Below are 18,159 nucleotides of genomic sequence, written 5' to 3'. Positions count from 1 at the left end.
CGGGCGCGGTTTCCCCGGGGACACGCGCGCTTGCGTCAGGGCCGGAAAATGGCCAGTGTGTCCCGGTCGAGCAGGGTCGGAGCGGCAGGAGTATCTGATGAAAGCCCGGCCTCCGCGCGTTCTCATCTACAGTCACGACACCTACGGTCTCGGCCATCTGCGCCGCTGCCGCGTGATCGCGCAGGCCCTGGTGGCGCACCGGCCCGACATCTCGATCCTCATCGTAGCAGGCTCGCCTGTCGTCGGCTCGTTCAGTTTTCCGCCCCAGGTGGATTTCATTCGCGTGCCGGGCGTCGTCAAGCTCGGCGCCGACACCTATGCCCCGTCCAATCCGGGCCTGTCGCTGGAGGATCTGACCAAGATCCGCAGCGCGATCATCCGCTCGACCGCCGAAATCTTCGATCCCGACATCTTCATCGTCGACAAGGAGCCGCTCGGCATGCGCGGCGAGGTCGAGGCGACGCTGCATCACCTCAAGACCACCGGCGCCCGGCTGGTGCTGGGGCTGCGCGACATCATGGACGAGCCGTCGCGGCTGATCGAGGAATGGACCCGCAAGGAGGCCTTCGGCGCGGTCGAGAATTATTACGACGACATCTGGATCTACGGGCTGCCGGAAATCTGCGATCCGCTGGCCGATATCGGCGTCTCGGACGCGGTGCGGCGCAAGGCGACCTTCACCGGCTATCTGCAGCGCGCGGACGAGCCCTCGGGCGCGCTGCCGGATCGCATCCGGATCGGCGAGCGACCCTATGTGCTGGTCACCACCGGCGGCGGCGGCGACGGCGCCCAGCTGGTGGACTGGGTGCTGCGGGCCTACGAGACCGATCCGTCGATCGGCGTACGGGCCAAGATCGTTCTCGGCCCCTTCATGGAGACCGGCTACCAGACGGATTTCCAGCGGCGCGCGGCCCGGCTCGACAGCGTCGACCTGATCACCTTCGCCGCCAGTATCGAGCCGTTGATCGAGCGGGCGGCCGGCATGGTCGCGATGGGCGGCTACAACACGTTCTGCGAGATCCTGTCCTTCGACAAGCCGGCCGTGGTCGTGCCGCGCCGCCAGCCCCGGCTGGAGCAGTATATCCGTGCCTCGCAGGCCCAGGAGCTCGGCCTGATCGCCATGCTGCTGGATGACGAGATCGACAATCCCGCCGCCATGGCCGATGCCATCCGCGCGCTGCCGGGCCAGGCGCGACCGCGCTCGGTGGCGGTGGACGGCATTCTCGACGGCCTGAAGACGATCTGCGAACTGGCCGACGGCTACATCGCCGCCGGGCGCCATTCGGGCAGCGCCAGCCGCGGCGCCGCCGGCGACGACGAGTGGGCGCCTGCCCGGACCCTGCCCAAGACCGGCACTGCATGAACATCGCGTTCTACGCGCCGATGAAATCTCCCGATGATCCGCGGCCATCCGGCGACCGCACCGTGGCGCGTGGCCTGATCGACGCCCTGCGGCTGGCCGGCCACGGGGTGGTGGTGCCGTCGCACTTTCGCAGCCATGACCGCGGCGACCCGGCGCGTCAGGCGCGGCTGCAGACGGTCGGCGGACGGCTGGCCGAGCGGCTGTTGCGGCAGGGCAGGGTGGCGAAGCCCCGGATCGACCTCTGGTTCACCTACCATCTCTACCACAAGGCGCCGGACTGGCTGGGACTGCGCGTCGCCACGGCGCTCGGCGTTCCCTATGTCGTCGCCGAAGCCTCGGTCGCCGGCAAGCAGCGCGGCGGGCGCTGGGCGCAAGGGTTCGAGGCCAGCCTTGCGGCCCTGTCCCGCGCCGACCTCGTCATCGGGCTCAACCCGGCGGACAAGGCAGGCGTCATGCCCTGGCTCGGGGACGAGACCGCCTATCGGGCGCTGCTGCCCTTCGTCGATACGCAGCCCTGGCGGGCGGCGGCCGGGCGGCGCACCGACATACGGGCGGCGCTGGCCGCACGCCACGGCCTGGCGCCGGACCAGCCCTGGCTGATCGCCGCGGCGATGATGCGCGAGGACCAGAAGCTCGCCTCCTATCGCCTGCTGGCGGAGGCTCTGGGTAGGCTCGACGGCGCGGCCTTCGACGTCCTCATCGTCGGAGCCGGCCCGGCCGAGCCGCAGGTGCGCGCTGCCTTCGCCGGCCTGTCCTGCCGGGTGGCGTTCCATGGTGCCGCGGCGCCAGAGGAGATGCCCGACCTTTTCGCCGCGGCCGATCTCGCCGTCTGGCCGGCGATCAAGGAATCCTGGAGCATGGCACTGCTCGAGGCGCAGGCGGCGGGGCTTCCGGCGGTGGCGGGCAACAGCGGCGGTGTCTCCGGCATCGTCGAGGATGGAATCACGGGACTGCTCACGCCGGAGGGCGATGCGGAGGCCTTCGCCGCCGCGGTGCGCCGGCTGCTCGATCCGGGGCTGCGGACCCGCATGGGCACAGCGGCATCCAGGCGGGCGGAGCGGCATCATTCGCTGGAAGCAGCCTCCGCGGCACTCGACGCCGCGCTGTCCGACACGCTCGGACGGCCCACACCAACAGGAAAGGCGGAGACGGCCTGATGCGCGTTCTCTTTCATGTCCAGCATCTGCTGGGCGTCGGCCATCTGCGGCGCGGCGAACTCCTCACCAATGCCATGGCCCGGCGCGGCATGGAGGTGACGGTGGCGCTCGGCGGCATGCCGGTCGCGGAAATGCCCTTCGCCAACGCCGAGGTGGTGCAATTGCCGCCGACCCATATCGACGGCGCCAATTTCAAGACGCTCTACGATGCCGAGGGCGAGCCGATCACCGACGCATGGCGTGCGGCTCGGCGCGACGCGCTGCTGGCGCTCTATGAGAAGGTCCAGCCGGACGTCGTGCTCCTGGAGATGTTCCCCTTCGGACGCTGGCGCTTCAATTTCGAGCTGGTGCCGCTCCTCGAACGGGCGTCGCGCGACAAGCCGCGGGTCAAATGCGTGACCTCGGTGCGCGACATCCTGGTGGAGACCAAGCATGCCGAGCGGGCCGCCAGGGGCGCCGCGCTGGCGCGCGAGCATCTGGACGCCGTGCTCGTCCATTCCGATCCGTCGCTCTTCACCTTCGCCGAGACCTATCCCCATGCCGGCGAGATCGACGATCTCATTCGCTATACCGGCTATGTCACCGAGCCGGCCGAGCGCGGCGCAGCGCCGGGCAACGGCGAGGTGATCGTGTCGGCCGGCGGCGGCGCGGCCGCCGGCGCTTTGATGCGCACGGTCATGGCGGCGCGGCCGCATACGCCGCTGGCCGACCGGGTCTGGCGCTTCCTGACCGGACCGCGCATGGCCGAGGACGAGTTCCAGGCGCTGGCAGCGCTGGCCGACGAGACGACCATCGTGAAGCGCTTCGAGACGAACTTCCAGGAGCGGCTCGACGGCTGCGCCCTGTCGATCTCGCAGGCCGGCTACAACACGGTGATGAACCTCCTGCGCGCCGAAGCGCGGGCCGTTGTCGTGCCCTATGACGAGGGCGAGGAGACCGAGCAATGGTTCCGCTCCGAGCGCATGGGGAAGATGGGGCTCCTGTCGGTGGTGCCGACCTCGCGCCTGTCGGCCGAGACCATGGCGGCGGCGGTGGCCGAGGCCTGGCAGCGCGAGGCGGGGGCGCGTCCCGCGATCGATCTGGAGGGCGCAGCCAACGCCGCGGCGACGATCGCCGCCATGGCAGGCGGTGCGGGCGAGTGAGCCGCGGCGGGCAATGGATCGCAAAATCTGCATGACTTGCCGCGCGGTTCCGTGCTGCAATCGCAACGCCCGTGCGCGAAGGACCATGCCGCGGAGCCGAAGAGGTGGAATGAGCGGATGCCAGGGGGAAGCGGTGCCTCGGTGCTGGACCGGCCGATAGACACGCCGGACCGGCCCGCATCGGTCGCCGCGCGGCCATTGCTTGCGATCGAGAACCTGTCCGTCGAGTTCCAGTCGATGGCCGGGACGGTGAAGGCCGTCAGCGGCCTGTCGCTCAGCGTCGGCGCAGGCCGCACCGTGGCGCTGGTCGGGGAATCGGGCTCCGGCAAGACCGTGACGTCCCAGGCCATTCTCGGCCTGCTGCCGAAGAGCGCGGTGATCACCGGCGGCAGCATCCATTTCGACGATCCGTTGCAGGGCCCGGTCGACCTCGCCGCCCTGTCGCCGCGCAGCCCGCGCTTCCGGGCGGTGCGCGGGCAGTCGATCTCGATCGTCTTTCAGGAGCCGATGACCTCCTTCTCGCCGCTGCATACGCTCGGCGACCAGATCGGCGAGGTGCTGGAGGTGCACGGCCGCGCCTCCGGCGCCGAGGCGCGCGAGCGGACCATCGAGACCTTGCGGCTGGTCAGGTTTCCCGAGCCCGAGCGGGCGCTGAAATCCTATCCGTTCGAGCTGTCGGGCGGGCTGCGCCAGCGGGCGATGATCGCCATGGCGCTGATCTGCAAGCCGGCGCTGCTGATCGCCGACGAGCCGACGACGGCGCTCGACGTGACGCTGCAGGCGCAGATCATCAAGCTGCTGCGCGAGATGCAGGGCGAACTCGGCATGGCCGTCCTGCTGATCACCCACGATCTCGGCGTCGTCGCCAACCTGGCCGAGGACGTCGTGGTGATGCACCACGGCAAGGTGGTGGAGTCCGGGTCGTCCGGGACGATCTTCGCCGATCCGCAGCACCCTTATCTGATCTCGCTGATGAAGGCGGTGCCCGATCTCGACCAGGCGGAATCGCCCCGGCTGAAGCCGATCCGCGAGATCAAGGTCGATGCCGGCGCGCTGATGCGGCGCGAGCCATCGGGCGCTGTCGGCGCGCCGTTGCTGGAACTGAAGGGGGTCGCCAAGAGCTTTTCCCGGCGCGGCGACCGGCGGCTGTTTTCCAGCGCGCCGGCGCCCAGCATCCATGCGCTGAAGGACGTCTCGCTGACCATCCGCCGCGGCGAGTGCCTCGGGCTTGTCGGCGAATCCGGCTCCGGCAAGACGACGCTCGCCCGCGCGATCATGCAGGCGGTGCAGGTCGACAGGGGCGCCATGCTGTTCGACACGCCCGACGGGCCTCTCGACCTGGTCACGGCCGACCGCAGCCAGCTCTTTGCCGTCCGCAACCGGCTGCAATATGTCTTCCAGGACCCGTTCTCGTCCCTCGATCCGCGCATGACGGTCGGGGCGATCCTCGCCGAACCGTTCGAGATCCACGCGGTCTGCGACCGGGCGGAGCGCCGCGTGCGCATCGAGCGGCTGCTGGCGGCGGTCGGGCTGGAGCCGCAGCATGCCGGCCGCTATCCGCACAGCTTTTCCGGTGGCCAGCGCCAGCGGATCGGCATTGCCCGCGCCCTGGCGCTGGAGCCGGAATTCCTGATCTGCGACGAGCCGGTGGCGGCGCTCGACGTGTCGGTGCAGGCGCAGATCCTCAATCTGCTCAAGGATCTGCAGCGCCTGTGCGGCCTGACCTATCTGTTCATCTCGCACAATCTGGCGGTGGTGAATTATGTCGCCGACCGCATCGCGGTGATGTGCGACGGCGAGATCGTCGAACTGGCGCCGCGCGCGGCGTTCTTCGAGGACGCCCTGCATCCCTATACGCAGATGCTGATGCAGGCGGTGCCGCACGCCGATCCGCAGCGGCCGCTGGATTTCGCCCATCTGCCGCCGGTGGGCGAGATCGGCCAGCGCAACTGGCCGGCGCCGTTCACGGCCGAGCCCGGCGTCGCCCGGCCGCTGCTGGAGGCCCGGCCGGGGCATTTCGTGCGGGCCGCCAATCTCGACTTCCTCGCCGGACGGCCCGCGCCATCGCCGGCGACGGAGCGGCGCTGACATGGCGGCAGCGGACGAACTCGACGAGAGCATCTTCCGCTATGTCTGGCGCCATTCGCGGCCCCAGCAGATCTGGCTGTTCGCCGTCCTCCTGGTCTCGCTGCCATTCCTGTATCTGACGCTCGACCTGCCGAAACGGATCGTCAACGGGCCGATCCAGGGCGACTGGGCGCCGGGACAGACCGAGACGCTGTTCGCGGTCTCGCTGCCGCTGCCGGGCTTCCTGGGCGGCGGCGAACTGGCGCTGTTCGATGGCGTCGAACTCGACCGGCTCGGCGTGCTCCTGTGGCTGAGCCTGACCTTCCTGTTCTTCGTGATCGTCAACGGGCTCTTCAAATTCTATCTGTCGAACTACAAGGGCCGGCTCGGCGAACAGCTGCTGCGGCGGCTGCGGTTCCAGCTCGTCGACCTGGTGCTGCGGTTCCCGACCGCCCGCTTCAAGCAGGTGCGCGGTCCCGAGATCTCCTCGATGATCAAGGACGAGACCGAGCCGGTGGGCGGCTTCGGCGGCAGTGCCTTCGCCGACCCGGCCCTGCTGCTCAGCCAGGCCGGCACCGGTCTCTTCTTCATCTTCCTGCAGAATGTCTGGCTCGGCGCGGTGGCCGGCGGCGTCGTGCTCCTGCAGCTCATCCTGATCCCGCAGATGCGCCGGCGGCTGGTCAGGCTCGCCCGGGCCCGGCAGATCACCGCCCGGCTCCTGTCGGGCCGGATCGGCGAGATCGTCGAGAGCATCCCCTCGATCCGCACCAACGACACCTCCAACTGGGAGCGCGCCGAGCTCGGCAGCCGGCTCGGCCGCATCCTGTCGATCCGCTACGACTTCTTCCGCTGGAAGTTCTTCGTCAATTTCATCAACAACCTGCTGGCGCAGATCACTCCCTTCATCTTCTATCTGGCCGGCGGCTATCTGGTGATCGCCGGGCGGCTCGACATCGGCCAGCTCGTTGCGGTGATCGCCGCCTACAAGGAGCTGCCGGGGCCGCTGAAGGAGCTCATCGCCTGGGACCAGTTCCGGGTCGACGTGCAGTCGAAATACGCCCAGATCCGCGAGCAGTTCGTGATGGGCAACCTGATCTCTCCCGACGTCCAGAAGCTGTCCTACGAGACGCCGCCGCGGATCGAGCGGGAGATCGCCATTTCGGGCCTGCGCATTGCCGACGATTCCGGCAACGACCTTCTCGAGCCGACCAGCCTGCGGCTGGGGCCGGGCGAAGCGATCGCCGCGTCGGGGCCGATCGGCGGCGGGGCCGAATATCTGGCCGAGGCCCTGGTGCGTCTGTCCGAGGCCGCGTCGGGGCGCATCAGCATCGACGGCCATGCGCTGGACGGGTTGCCCGACGCCTTTGTCGGGCGCCGCATCGCCTATGCCACCTCGGGGCTGTATTTCCCCCAGATGTCGATCCGCGACGCGCTGGTCTACGGGCTGCGCCATGCGCCGCTGGTGCCGGCGGGCGGAGACCGCGCCGCCAGCGAGGCGCGCCAGCTCGCAGCCCGGGCGTCGGGCAACAGCGACCTCGACGTCGACGGCGACTGGATCGACTACGCGGCGGCCGGCATCACCGGACCGCACGAACTGCACGGCCGCCTCGCGCAGGTGCTGGACGTCGCCGATTTCCGCATCGACATCGCCCGGCTCGGGCTGCGCAACCGCGCGCCGGCGGACCTGCCCGAGGAGACCTGCGCGCATGTCCTGAAGGCCCGCGGGCGCTTCCGCGAACGGCTCGCGGAAGGCGGCGACGAAGTCTATTTCGAATCCTTCGATCCGGCCCGCTATTCCGACTATGCGACGGTCCTGGAGAACATTGTCTTCGGCATCGCCCTGCCGGAAGCCGCCGAGGAGATGCCGCTGGCCGCCCGGCCGCAGATGGTCGCCGTCCTGGAGGAGGCGAGGCTCGACGACCTCCTGCACGAGATGGGCCGGCAGATCGCCGAGACGGTGATCGAGATCTTCGGCGACCTGGCGCCGGACAGTCCGCTGATGGACAATGTCGACCTGATGACGCCGGAAGAGGTCGACGGCTACAAGGCGGCGCTGCGGCGCGCCGCGACCGACGGCAGCACCAGCGAACGCCGACGCGACCGGCGCGCCTTCCAGGAGCTGGCCTTCGGCTATATCGAGCCCCGGCATCGGCTCGGACTGCTCGACGACGACATCAAGGCCGCGGTCCTGTCGGCCCGTGCGCGGCTCCTGGAGCGCATGGACCCCGAGCTTGCGCAGGCTGTGTCGATGCACGTGCCGGGGGCGATCAACCCGGCCGCCAGCTTCCAGGACAACATCCTCTTCGGCCGCGTCGTCGACCGCTACGCCGAAGCCTCGGCCCGCATCAACGAGGTGCTGGTGGAGACCCTGCGCGAGACCGGCCTGTCGCAGACGGTGTTCGAGATCGGATTGGATTTCGACGTGGGCAGCGGCGCCAAGCGGCTGTCGTCGGGCCAGCAGCAGAAGCTGGCGCTTGCCCGGGCACTGCTCAAGCGCGCCGATCTCCTGGTTCTCAACCGGCCGCTGTCGTCACTTGACGGGGAGAGCCAGCGGGAGACTATTGTGCGTGTCCTCGCATCGCGTGCGGCACTCGGCATCGAACGGCAGACGATCTTCTGGGTCCTGAGCCACGCCGAACATGCGGAGCTCTTCGACCGGAGACTGGAATTCAAGGACGGGCGCATGATCACGAACTCGACGGGGGCCGAAACGCGTCCGCACGAGTCCGATGCGGCGCGCGACGACGCCGAAGTGGCCGGATGACCGAGAGGACGACGTGACACTGCTCAAATCTGAAATGGACCTGCTTCGTTCGGTCCCGATCTTTGCCGGCATGGAGCCCAGCCGGCTGAAGCTCATCGCCTTCACCTCGGACTCGATCGCCTATCGCCAGGGGCAGGTCATGTGCCGGCAGGGCGAGCGTGGCGATTCCGCCTATGTGCTCGTGGCCGGCGAGGCCGATGTCTCGATCGAGACGGAAGACGGCGACTTCGTGGTCGCGACCCTCGGCCCCGGCGACGTGGTCGGCGAGATCGCCATCCTGTGCGACACGCCGCGCACCGCGACCGTCACGGCGAAGAGCGACGTCTCGGCCTTGCGGGTGCGCAAGGAGTGCTTCCTGCAATTGCTGCGGCAGTTCCCGGAGATCGCCGCCGAGGTGATGCGCGGACTGGCCGAGCGCCTGACCCACATGAACCAGGAACTGGTGGCGGCGCGCAACCGGGCCGCCATCGCTCCGGACGCCGCAGATTGAGCCGGTTCGAGCTCACCGTCTGGGGCGCACGCGGCAGCATACCGGCCCCGGCGGCGGCCAATACCCGCTACGGCAGCGACACCAGCTGCGTCGAGGTGCGCTGCGGCGACCGGGTGCTGGTCTTCGACGCGGGCACGGGCATCGTGGGCTGCGGGCGCAAGCTCTACGAGGAGCAGGTCGGCGAGATCGACATCCTGCTCACCCATTGCCATTTCGACCACATCATCGGCCTGCCCTTCGTGATCCCGCTCTACAAGGACCACGCGGCGGTGCGCATCCATGCCGGCCATTTCCTCGACGACACGACCTGCCGGGACATGGTCGAGCGGTTCATGCGGCCGCCCTATTTCCCGGTGACGCCGAAGCAGTTCGCCGCCCATATCGACTATCGCGACTTCCGCCCGCCCGCGATCCTCGACCTCGGCGACGGCATCATCGTGCGCACGGTCCGCCTCAACCATCCGAACGGAGCGGTCGGCTACCGGGTCGACTTCGAGGGCCGCTCGATCTGCTACATCACCGATACCGAGCACGAGCCGGGCACGCGCGACGAGGCGGTCGCCGCCTTCGTCGCCGGGGCCGAGGTGATGATCTACGATTCCACCTATAGCGACGAGGACATGGCGAAGTACCGCGGCTTCGGCCACTCCACCTGGCAGGAGGGGGTGCGCCTGTGCCAGGCCGGCGGGATCGACAGGCTGGTCATCTTCCACCACGACGTCCTGCGGACCGATGCTTCGCTGGCAAAGCTGGCGGAGGAGGCGCAGGCGCGTTTCACCGGCGCGCGCATCGGGGCGACCGGCCTGACGCTGGCGATCGGAGAGGACGGAACGGTAACGGAAAGTCACGACGATGGGACTGGCCAAGCAGGTTGACGACTGGCTGCTGAAGCAGTCGCTGGGCAAGAGCGACATCCAGACGATCTTTCGCGATCTCTGTCTGCGGCTGACCGGCATCGGCGTGCCCATCGCGCGGGCGCGGCTGAACTGGCCGACCCTGCATCCGCTGTTTCGCGCCGAAATGGTCAAATGGCATCGCGACGAGGATGTCGGGATCGAGCATTTCCACCACCAGGACGCCAATACCGACGCGTGGCAGCGCAGTCCGCTGCGCTACATGGTGGAGGCCGACATTCCGGTGCTGCGGCGTCGCCTGTCGGGCCCCGGCAAGCTCCTGGATTTCGCCATTCTGGAGGAGCTGGCGGCGGCTGGCTACACCGACTACATCGCCCTGAAGACCGAATTCTCGCAACCGGGCGCCTACAGCGAGCTGCAGGCGCGGGGCATCATCGTGATCTGGGCGAGCGACCGGGCGAGCGGCTTCACCGACGAGGATCTCGACATCCTGCAGGAAATCCAGCTCACCTTCGCGCTGGTCTGCAAGACGATCATCCAGTCCCAGATCATGACCAACATCGTCGAGACCTATCTGGGACGAAAGGCCGGTCGCAGCGTTCTCGACGGCAATATCCGGCTCGGCGACGGCGCTAGGACGAAGGCGCTGGTCTGGTATTCGGATTTGCGCGATTCCACACGGCTGACCGGTACGCTCGACAGCGATGCCTTCCTGAAGCTCCTCAACGACTATTTCGAATGCGCGACCCGGCCGGCCCTTGAGGCGGGCGGCGAGGTGCTGGCCTTCATCGGCGATGCGGTGCTGGTGATCTTTCCGCTCGGCGACGGGCCGATCGACGGGCCGGGCATCACGACCGAGGTGCAGCAGGCAGTGGCCGAATCCTTTGTGCTGCGCGACGCGACCAACGCGGTGCGCCGCGAGCGCGGCCTCGATCTCATCGAGTTCGGCGTCGGCCTGAATGTCGGCAGCGTCGTCTTCGGCAATATCGGCGTGCCCGAACGGCTGGCCTTCACGGTGATCGGCTCGACGGTGACCGAGGTCGAGCGCATCGAGAAGCTGACCAAGACGGTCGAGACCAACGTGCTCGCCAGCGCCGAGGTCGCGGCCCTGTCGCCTGACGACTGGGTCTCGGTCGGGGCCCATGCGCTGAACGGCGTGGAGCGCCGGATGGAGCTGTTCACGCCGCGCCGGAACGCTGCCGCAGCCGCCGACGCGCCGGTGCGCACCGTCTCCTGAGCGCTGCCGGAGCCGCGTCGGGTGCGCTAGCGGTCAGTGGTGGTGGTGCGGATCGACGGCGTCGCGCAGCCCGTCGCCGACGAAGCTGAAGGCCAGCACCGTCAGGATGACCGGCACCATCGGCAGGAGCAGCCACGGATAGAGCGCCACCGCCTCGATGTTCTGGGCTTCCGACAACAGGACGCCCCAACTGGTGATCGGCGGCCTGAGGCCGAGCCCGAGGAACGACAAAGCCGTCTCCGCCAGGATCATCGTCGGGATCGACAGCGAGGCCGAGGCGATGAGATGGCTCATGAAGTTCGGCAGCAGATGGCGGAAGATGATCCGGCGCGGACGGGCGCCGAGCATTTCGGCCGCGACGACGAAATCCTCCTCGCGCAGGGCGAAGAGCTTGGAGCGCACGGCGCGGGCAAGGCCCGGCCAGTCGAGCAGGGCGAGGATCAGCGTGATGCCGAAATAGATCAGCAGCGGGCTCCAGGTGACCGGCAGGGCGGCGGACAGGGCCAGCCATAGCGGCAGTTCGGGCAGCGAGCGCAGGATCTCGGTGACCCGCTGCACGACGGAATCGATCCAGCCGCCGAAATAGCCGGCGAGGCCGCCGATTGTGATGCCGAGGATGAAGCTGAGGGTCACCCCGACGAGGCCGACGGTGAGCGAGATGCGGGCGCCGCTGAGAATGCGCGAGAGCATGTCGCGGCCGAGCCGGTCGGTGCCCAAGAGGAACAGGCTGCCGCCCTCCGGCGGGCAGACCAGGTGCCGGTCGCCGGAGACCAGCCCCCAGAATTCGTAGGGGTCGCCCTGGCAGAAGAAGCGCAGGGGCAGCGGCCGGCTGGTGTCGGGCGTGTATTCGCGCTGCAGGGTGTCGAGGTCGAGGTGGAAGTCGAGCGGATAGACGAAGGGTCCGACGAAGCTGCCCTCGTGGAACAGATGCACGGCCTGGGGCGGGGCGAAGATGAAGTCGGTGTGCCGGCTCTGCATGTCGTAGGGCGCCAGGAACTCGACCACGAGGATCGAGAGATAGCTGACGACGAGGAACGCCAGCGACACCACCGCAACGCGGTGGCGCAGGAAACGCCACCAGATCAGCCGCGACTGGGAGGCCTCCATATAGGCGAGCGACACGGTCGAGCCGGCCGCGACCGTGGCTTCGGAATCGAAGGGTTCGCGCGAGACGAAATGCGGCGTCTCGCTCATCGGATGGTGGTCTTTCCGAGCCGGATACGCGGATCGAGAATGGCCAGCAGCACGTCGGAGACGAACATGCCGACCACCGTCAAAAGGGCCAGGAACATCAGGAAGGAGCCGGCGAGGAACATGTCCTGGCTGCGCAGCGAGGACAGGAGCATCGGCCCGGTGGTGGGCAGCGACATGACCGCCGAGATGATCACCGAACCGGAGACGATCTGCGGCAGCAGGCTGCCGAGGTCGGCGATGAACGGATTGAGCGCCATCCGCAGCGGGTATTTCAGCAGCACCCGGTGTTCCGGCAGCCCCTTCGCGCGGGCGGTGACGACATATTGCCGGTTCAATTCGTCGAGGAGATTGGCGCGCAGGCGGCGGATCATGCCCGCGGTGCCGGCCGTGCCGATGACCAGCACCGGCACCCACAGATGCGACAGCACCGAGCCGGCCTTCTCCAGCGACCAGGGCGCGTCGATGAAGCGGGGGTCCATCAGCCCGCCGATCGAGGTGCCGAACCAGACATTGGCGAGATAGAGCAGGATCAGCGCCAGCAGAAAGTTCGGCGTGGCGAGGCCGAGAAAGCCGAGGAAGCTCAAGCCATGGTCGCCCCAGCTGTATTGGTGGGTGGCGGAATAGATGCCGATCGGGAAGGCGACCAGATAGACGAAGATGACCGTCGCCACGTTGAGCAGCAGCGTCAGCGGCATGCGCTCGCCGACGATGTCGGCGACGGGCTGGTTGTACTCGAAGGAATAGCCGAGATCGCCCTGCATCAGCCCGGTCACCCAGACGAGATACTGCTCCCACAAGGGCTTGTCCAAGCCGTATTGCTCGCGCAGGAAGGCGATCTTGTCGACGGTGACGTTCTCGCCCTGGGCGCGGATCTCGGCGATATAGCTGGTCAGGTAGTCGCCGGGCGGCAGCTGGATGATGACGAAGACCAGCACGCTGATCGCCAGCAGCGTCCAGGCCATGGTGACGAGGCGGCCGGCGAGATAGCGGATCATCCGTGTTTTCCTGCCAGGGCGGACGCGCCGCAATCGAACCAGAACCCGTCCGGATGGTAGATGCCGAAATAGGCGCCGGGCTCGTAATTGTAGACGCCGCGCTCGGGCACGTTGTTGAGCGTGTCCGCCACGGCGACGATCTGGTCGACGCCGGCAACGATGCCGATCGTATAGACCTGATCGGCGGAAATCCGCAGCATCCGGCCCCAGATGTCGGCGCGCTCGGCGTCGTCGTCGGTTCGCATCCAGCGCTTGCGCAGCTCGGCGAGTTCGCGCAGCGGCGCCAGCGCCTCGCTGCCGCCGATCGCCTCGCCGCCTTCGCCGCCGGTCTCGGTCTGCATGCCGAAGGACGGCCATTGCAGCTGCTCGGCCGTCGAGGGGGCGAGCTCGGCCGGGTCGGTGGCAGGGGTCGGCACGCCATTGTCGAGACCGGTCCAGACCGACATCAGCGTCGAGCCCGCCTTGATGCGGTTGCGGAAGACCTCGCGCTGGGATTCGCGGATCAGGAGATCGATGCCGAGCCGGCGCCAGTCGTCGTGGATCAGTTGCAGGACGTCGCTCTGCTCGCGGCTTTCACCGGCGGTCTCGACGACGATGCGCATCTGGCGCCCGTCGGGCAACAGGCGCAGGCCATTGCGGCTCTCGCGCTCCAGTCCGAGCTCGTCGAGTAGCGCATTGGCCGCATCCGGGTCGTAGCCGGCCCACATCGTCGGCAGCTCCGGGTCGAACAGGGTCGAGCGGGGCAGGACGGTGTTTCCGCCGGGCACCGCAAGGCCGTAGAAGATCGCCTTGTTGATGTCGTCGCGGTTGATCGCCAGGGACAGCGCCCGCCGGAAATTGGCGTCCTGGACCAGCCGGCGCCAGGCCGGGTCCTTGACGTTCAGATTGGGATAGAGCGTGACGTGGGAACCGCGGCCGGATTCCCAGCGGCGGACCTCGAAGCCGCCGCGCGCTTCGGCCCGCTTCAGGAACGGATAATTGGGAAAGCTGAGATAGGCGGCCTGGAGATCGGCCTCGCCATTGGCCACCTTGGCCGGGATCAGGTCGGCATTGGCGATCGTCAGGGCGACGGTGTCGATATAGGGCAGCTGGCGCCCCTGCGCGTCGACACGGTGGAAATAGGGGTTGCGGGTGAACATCAGCCGTTCGGAGGGCGGCTCGGTGGCGAGCTTCCACGGCTGCAGCGTCGGCAGGTCCGGATTGTCGTTGCGGTGGCCGCGGTCCATCTTGAAATGCAGCGCCGCCCAGTTGCGCTGGCCTTCCGCCTCGACCCGCGCCGCGAGTGTTTCCGGGTCGGCATAGGTCTCGTGGAACTGCTTCAGGTAATGGGCCGGGCGGTAGAGCTCGAAGGGCAGGGCGGCGGCCTGGGTCGCCAGGAAGTTCGGGTTCGGCTTGGCCCATTCGTAGCGAATTTCGTAGGGCCCGGGGAAGGTGACGCGGGGCGGCTTGCCCTCCACCAGCAACTCGCCGGGAATGCCGAACCGCGCGATCTGCGGGTTCTGCGCCATGTCCTCCCAGAAATAGCGGAAATCCTCGGCGGTGAACGGCGCACCGTCGGACCATTTCATGCCGGGCCGCAGATGGAAGGTGAAGATGCGCCCGTCCTCGACCTCGAAGCGCTCGGCGATGTCGGGCACGAAGGCGTAGTCCTCGTCATAGCCGACGAGGCGGGCATAGCCGAAGACCGACAGGGTGCGCGTGTCCTTGGCGCTGCCGCCGATCATCCGCAGCGTGCCGCCGAGCCGGTCGGCCGAGCAGACGGCATCGACGGGCATGACCAGCGGGCGCTCGGGCAGGCGCTGAGACACCGGGGGCAGGTCCCCGGCACTCACCGCCGCCTGCAGCGCGGCGGGCTCGCCGAAGGGCGCGTGGGATGTGTCCGCGACGGCCTGTCCGGCCGAAGCCGGCGCCCAGAGGATCGCCGTCCAGAGGAGGGCCATGCCGGCGAGCGCTCCCTGCCGAAATGCTCGCTGCTGCCGTGTGGATCGATGCATGGACGGGCCCTTGTCTGCCGCGTCAGTAAGCTTTGCGCCCGCCGGCTTGTCAAACCGCTGGCGGCGGGAAAGCGTGGGCATCTCACCGCGCCCCCACGGCATCGCGGGGATGCCGCGACCTGGCCCGGCCTGTCGCGGGTTGCGAGCCGCCGGCCATGTGACTAGATGGCCGGCATCCGGCCCGCCTTCCGGCGGGGAACGGGCACCTGCCGGTCATCCTCGGCCAGTGCCGGACGCTGTCGCAAGGACCGACCACCATGGCAGGACGCATCGCCACGATCGTCAAGGGGTATCCGCGGCTGTCGGAGACCTTCATCGCCCAGGAGATCGCCGGGCTCGAGGATCGCGGCGTCGCGCAGCTGATCGTGTCGCTGCGCCAGCCGGCCGAGAAGCGGGTGCATCCGGTGCACCGGCGGATCAATGCCGAGATCCTCTATCTGCCGGAATATCTGAAGGACGATCCGGCGCGGGTGCGGGCCGGCCGCGCCTTTGCCGAGCGCCAGCCGGGCTATCAGGCGGCGCGAGCGATGTTCGAGGCCGATCTGACGCGCGACCCCACCGCCAACCGCCACCGGCGCTTCGGCCAGGCCTGCGTCCTCGCCCATGAACTGCCCGACGACATCGGCTGGCTGCACACCCATTATCTGCACACGCCGGCCTCGGTGACGCGCTATGCCGCGACGATCCGCGGGATTGGCTGGTCGTTCTCCGCCCACGCCAAGGACATCTGGACCTCGCAGGCCTGGGAGCTGACCGAGAAGCTGGGCTCGGCCGCCTTCGGCGTGACCTGCACGCAGGTCAATCTCGACTATCTGCAGTCGCTGGCCCCCGAACCCGGGCGGGTCGAGCTGGTCTATCACGGCCTCGACCTGTCCGGCATCGCGCCGCCGGAGCGGGCCGCGCGCGGCGAGCGCCCGTTCCGCATCGTGTCGGTCGGCCGCACGGTGGAGAAGAAGGGGTTCGGCGATCTGATCCGCGCGCTTGCCCGGCTGAAGGATCGCGACTGGACTTTCGATCATGTCGGCGGCGGCGCGATGACCGCCAGGCTGCAGCAACAGGCCGACAAGGCCGGGATCGGCGACCGCATCACCTGGCATGGCAGCCGCGAGCGCGAGCATGTCTTCGGACTGCTGGCGCGTTCGGACCTGTTCGTCCTGCCCTCGCGCATTGCCCGCAGCGGCGACCGCGACGGCCTGCCGAACGTCCTGATGGAGGCGCAGGCGCATCGCCTGCCGGTGGTCTCAACGAAGGTCTCGGCGATCCCGGAACTGGTCGAGGACGAACGCACCGGCCTGCTCGTTGAGCCGCGCGACCCCCGGGCGCTGGCCGAGGCGATGGCGCGGCTGATGGACGATCCGGATCTGGCGGCACGGCTGGCGGCGGCCGGCGAGCGCCGGGTGCGCGAACGCTTCTCGCCGAAGCCCGGCATCGACCGGGTGGCTGCGCTCCTGAAAGCGACGCCCGCCCGGAACGCCGCGTGAGCCCTGCCGACTTCCCACTGACGCGCCGGCAGCTGGACGCCGCCGCCGCTGCCGGTGTCGAGCTCGCCTTCTGGTGGCGCGACGACGACGCCCGGGGCGCGACGCCGGAGCTTGCGCGCCTTCTGGCGCAGCGCGAAGAGATCGGCGTGCCGCTGGCGCTGGCGGTGATCCCCGACGGGGCCCGGCCGGATCTTCTGGATGGCATGACGCCGGACGACGACATTTGTCTGTTCCTGCACGGCTGGGGCCATGCCAACCACGCGCCGGCCGGCGAGAAGCGCGCCGAATTCGGCGATCATCGCCCGGCGGCGGCCATGCTGGAGGAGATCCGGCGGGGCCGCGACCGGCTTGCCGCGCTCGCCGACGAGCGGTTCCTGCCGGTCTTCGTGCCGCCCTGGAACCGCATCGGCCCCGGCATGGCCGCCCGGCTGGGCGACGCCGGCCTGCCGGGCCTCTCCGTTTTCGCCAAGCCGGCATCCCGGCATCGCGTCCACACCCATCTCGACCTGATGGACTGGCGTGCGGGCCGGGCGCAGGACGCCGCAACCCTCGACAGGCTGCTGGCCGCGCAGATCGCCGCACGGTTGATGGGCGAGGGGGGAGCATCGGCCAGTAATCCGTCCGCCGCGCCGATGTGCCCGGACACGCCAATGGAGGCGCCGGCCCGCACGCCTGCCAGTGGCGCTGACCCCGTGACGGGTGAAACATCGGCAAATATCGCGTCCGCGGCGCGGATGCGCCGGGGCATGCCAGCGGAGACGCCGGCGCACACACCTGCCGGCGGTGCTGACCCCATGGCGGGTGGAACATCTGCCGCTAGTCCCTCTGCCCCAAAACGCCGGGACACGCCTGCCGCGGCGGCGATCGGTACGCTTGCCGGTGGTCCTGGGCCCGTTGGGTGGCCGCCCTCAGAGACGCAGCCGATCGGCCTCCTGACCCATCACCTGCAGCATGACGCGGCCGCGTGGGAGCGTCTCACGGCGCTGCTCACGCTGCTCGCGCCACGCCCGGGCGTCGTCTGGCCAAAGCTGCCCGACCTGTTCGCCCTGCAACCGGTGACAAGACCCCGCACCTGACGGCTGAGGGCCGAGCGCGGCTCACCCGTGGCGCCGTTCCGGAGTGGCCGACGTGTCGTCCGGCAGCGGATGCCGCAGGATGTCCCCTGGAAGCGGGAATGCGCGGCGTCCTTGGAGACCTGGCAGGGCGCGAGCCGGCGAGCGCGACCGGCCATCTCGCAGCAGCACGAGGAACGACGGCATTCCGTCGCGCGCAGTCGCAGCGAAGGACCGCGAGGCTCTTCACGCGCCCCGAATGCGGCCCCGCGGCGAAAATCGTGTCGCGGGGCCCTTGTGCACGCGGCCCCGGCTTTGATAAGAGACCGGCGCGCTCGCAAGGCGCCGACCAATGCCTCGGTTGATTTG

13 protein-coding genes are annotated in these 18,159 nt (G+C 68.9%); 10 read left to right on the top strand and 3 right to left on the bottom strand.

Translation table 11 applies throughout. The features are described from left to right. The first annotated feature begins 97 nt into the window (after window positions 1–97). The 8 genes from J3367_RS13655 to J3367_RS13620 all read left to right on the top strand — a co-directional run bounded on the left by J3367_RS13655 (window position 98) and on the right by J3367_RS13620 (window position 11,074). Window positions 98–1,363: a glycosyltransferase family protein gene (locus J3367_RS13655; RefSeq protein ID WP_024351829.1), complete on the top strand. Its 1,266-nt coding sequence runs from the start codon at window positions 98–100 to the stop codon at window positions 1,361–1,363. Further along, a complete protein-coding gene (locus J3367_RS13650; protein WP_024351828.1) occupies window positions 1,360–2,520 on the top strand; it encodes a glycosyltransferase family 4 protein in 1,161 nt (386 codons plus the stop codon). The genes J3367_RS13655 and J3367_RS13650 overlap by 4 nt, the downstream gene beginning before the upstream one ends. Next, window positions 2,520–3,662, top strand: coding sequence for a glycosyltransferase family protein (locus J3367_RS13645; RefSeq protein WP_029703615.1), 1,143 nt, complete (start codon window positions 2,520–2,522; stop codon window positions 3,660–3,662). Before J3367_RS13650 ends, J3367_RS13645 begins: the two co-directional genes overlap by 1 nt. A gap of 237 nt (window positions 3,663–3,899) precedes the next feature. Then, window positions 3,900–5,750: a dipeptide ABC transporter ATP-binding protein gene (locus J3367_RS13640; RefSeq protein ID WP_051141655.1), complete on the top strand. Its 1,851-nt coding sequence runs from the start codon at window positions 3,900–3,902 to the stop codon at window positions 5,748–5,750. A gap of 1 nt (window position 5,751) precedes the next feature. Further along, window positions 5,752–8,493, top strand: a complete 2,742-nt coding sequence (locus tag J3367_RS13635) for an ABC transporter transmembrane domain-containing protein (protein ID WP_421461370.1) — start codon at window positions 5,752–5,754, stop codon at window positions 8,491–8,493. Window positions 8,494–8,527: 34 nt separating this feature from the next. Further along, window positions 8,528–8,983 (top strand): cyclic nucleotide-binding domain-containing protein, encoded by a 456-nt coding sequence (locus tag J3367_RS13630; protein ID WP_029703611.1) that lies wholly within the window; start codon window positions 8,528–8,530, stop codon window positions 8,981–8,983. Next, window positions 8,980–9,858, top strand: a complete 879-nt coding sequence (locus tag J3367_RS13625; RefSeq protein WP_024351823.1) for an MBL fold metallo-hydrolase — start codon at window positions 8,980–8,982, stop codon at window positions 9,856–9,858. The genes J3367_RS13630 and J3367_RS13625 overlap by 4 nt, the downstream gene beginning before the upstream one ends. Continuing rightward, window positions 9,836–11,074 carry an adenylate/guanylate cyclase domain-containing protein gene (locus J3367_RS13620; RefSeq protein ID WP_024351822.1) on the top strand — a complete coding sequence of 413 codons (1,239 nt, stop codon included), beginning with the start codon at window positions 9,836–9,838 and terminating at the stop codon, window positions 11,072–11,074. The genes J3367_RS13625 and J3367_RS13620 overlap by 23 nt, the downstream gene beginning before the upstream one ends. A gap of 33 nt (window positions 11,075–11,107) precedes the next feature. On the opposite strand, the gene J3367_RS13615 is transcribed toward J3367_RS13620, so the two are convergent. The 3 genes from J3367_RS13615 to J3367_RS13605 are packed head-to-tail and all read right to left on the bottom strand — an operon-like array spanning window position 11,108 to window position 15,203. Then, a complete protein-coding gene (locus J3367_RS13615; protein ID WP_024351821.1) occupies window positions 11,108–12,268 on the bottom strand; it encodes an ABC transporter permease in 1,161 nt (386 codons plus the stop codon). Next, on the bottom strand, window positions 12,265–13,263 hold the full coding sequence (locus J3367_RS13610) for an ABC transporter permease (RefSeq protein WP_024351820.1): 999 nt from the start codon (window positions 13,261–13,263) through the stop codon (window positions 12,265–12,267). The genes J3367_RS13615 and J3367_RS13610 overlap by 4 nt, the downstream gene beginning before the upstream one ends. After that, window positions 13,260–15,203: an ABC transporter substrate-binding protein gene (locus J3367_RS13605; protein ID WP_024351819.1), complete on the bottom strand. Its 1,944-nt coding sequence runs from the start codon at window positions 15,201–15,203 to the stop codon at window positions 13,260–13,262. Before J3367_RS13605 ends, J3367_RS13610 begins: the two co-directional genes overlap by 4 nt. 311 nt (window positions 15,204–15,514) lie before the next feature. Between J3367_RS13605 and J3367_RS13600 the strand changes: the two genes are divergently transcribed. Next, window positions 15,515–16,738: a glycosyltransferase family 4 protein gene (locus J3367_RS13600; protein WP_024351818.1), complete on the top strand. Its 1,224-nt coding sequence runs from the start codon at window positions 15,515–15,517 to the stop codon at window positions 16,736–16,738. Then, window positions 16,735–17,814 carry a hypothetical protein gene (locus J3367_RS13595; RefSeq protein ID WP_024351817.1) on the top strand — a complete coding sequence of 360 codons (1,080 nt, stop codon included), beginning with the start codon at window positions 16,735–16,737 and terminating at the stop codon, window positions 17,812–17,814. Before J3367_RS13600 ends, J3367_RS13595 begins: the two co-directional genes overlap by 4 nt. Window positions 17,815–18,159: the final 345 nt, after the last annotated feature.

It is taken from the genome of Aurantimonas sp. NFXS3, assembly GCF_049132005.1.
Taxonomy (GTDB): domain Bacteria; phylum Pseudomonadota; class Alphaproteobacteria; order Rhizobiales; family Rhizobiaceae; genus Aurantimonas; species Aurantimonas coralicida.
This window is presented reverse-complemented; position numbering and strand designations above follow the sequence as displayed.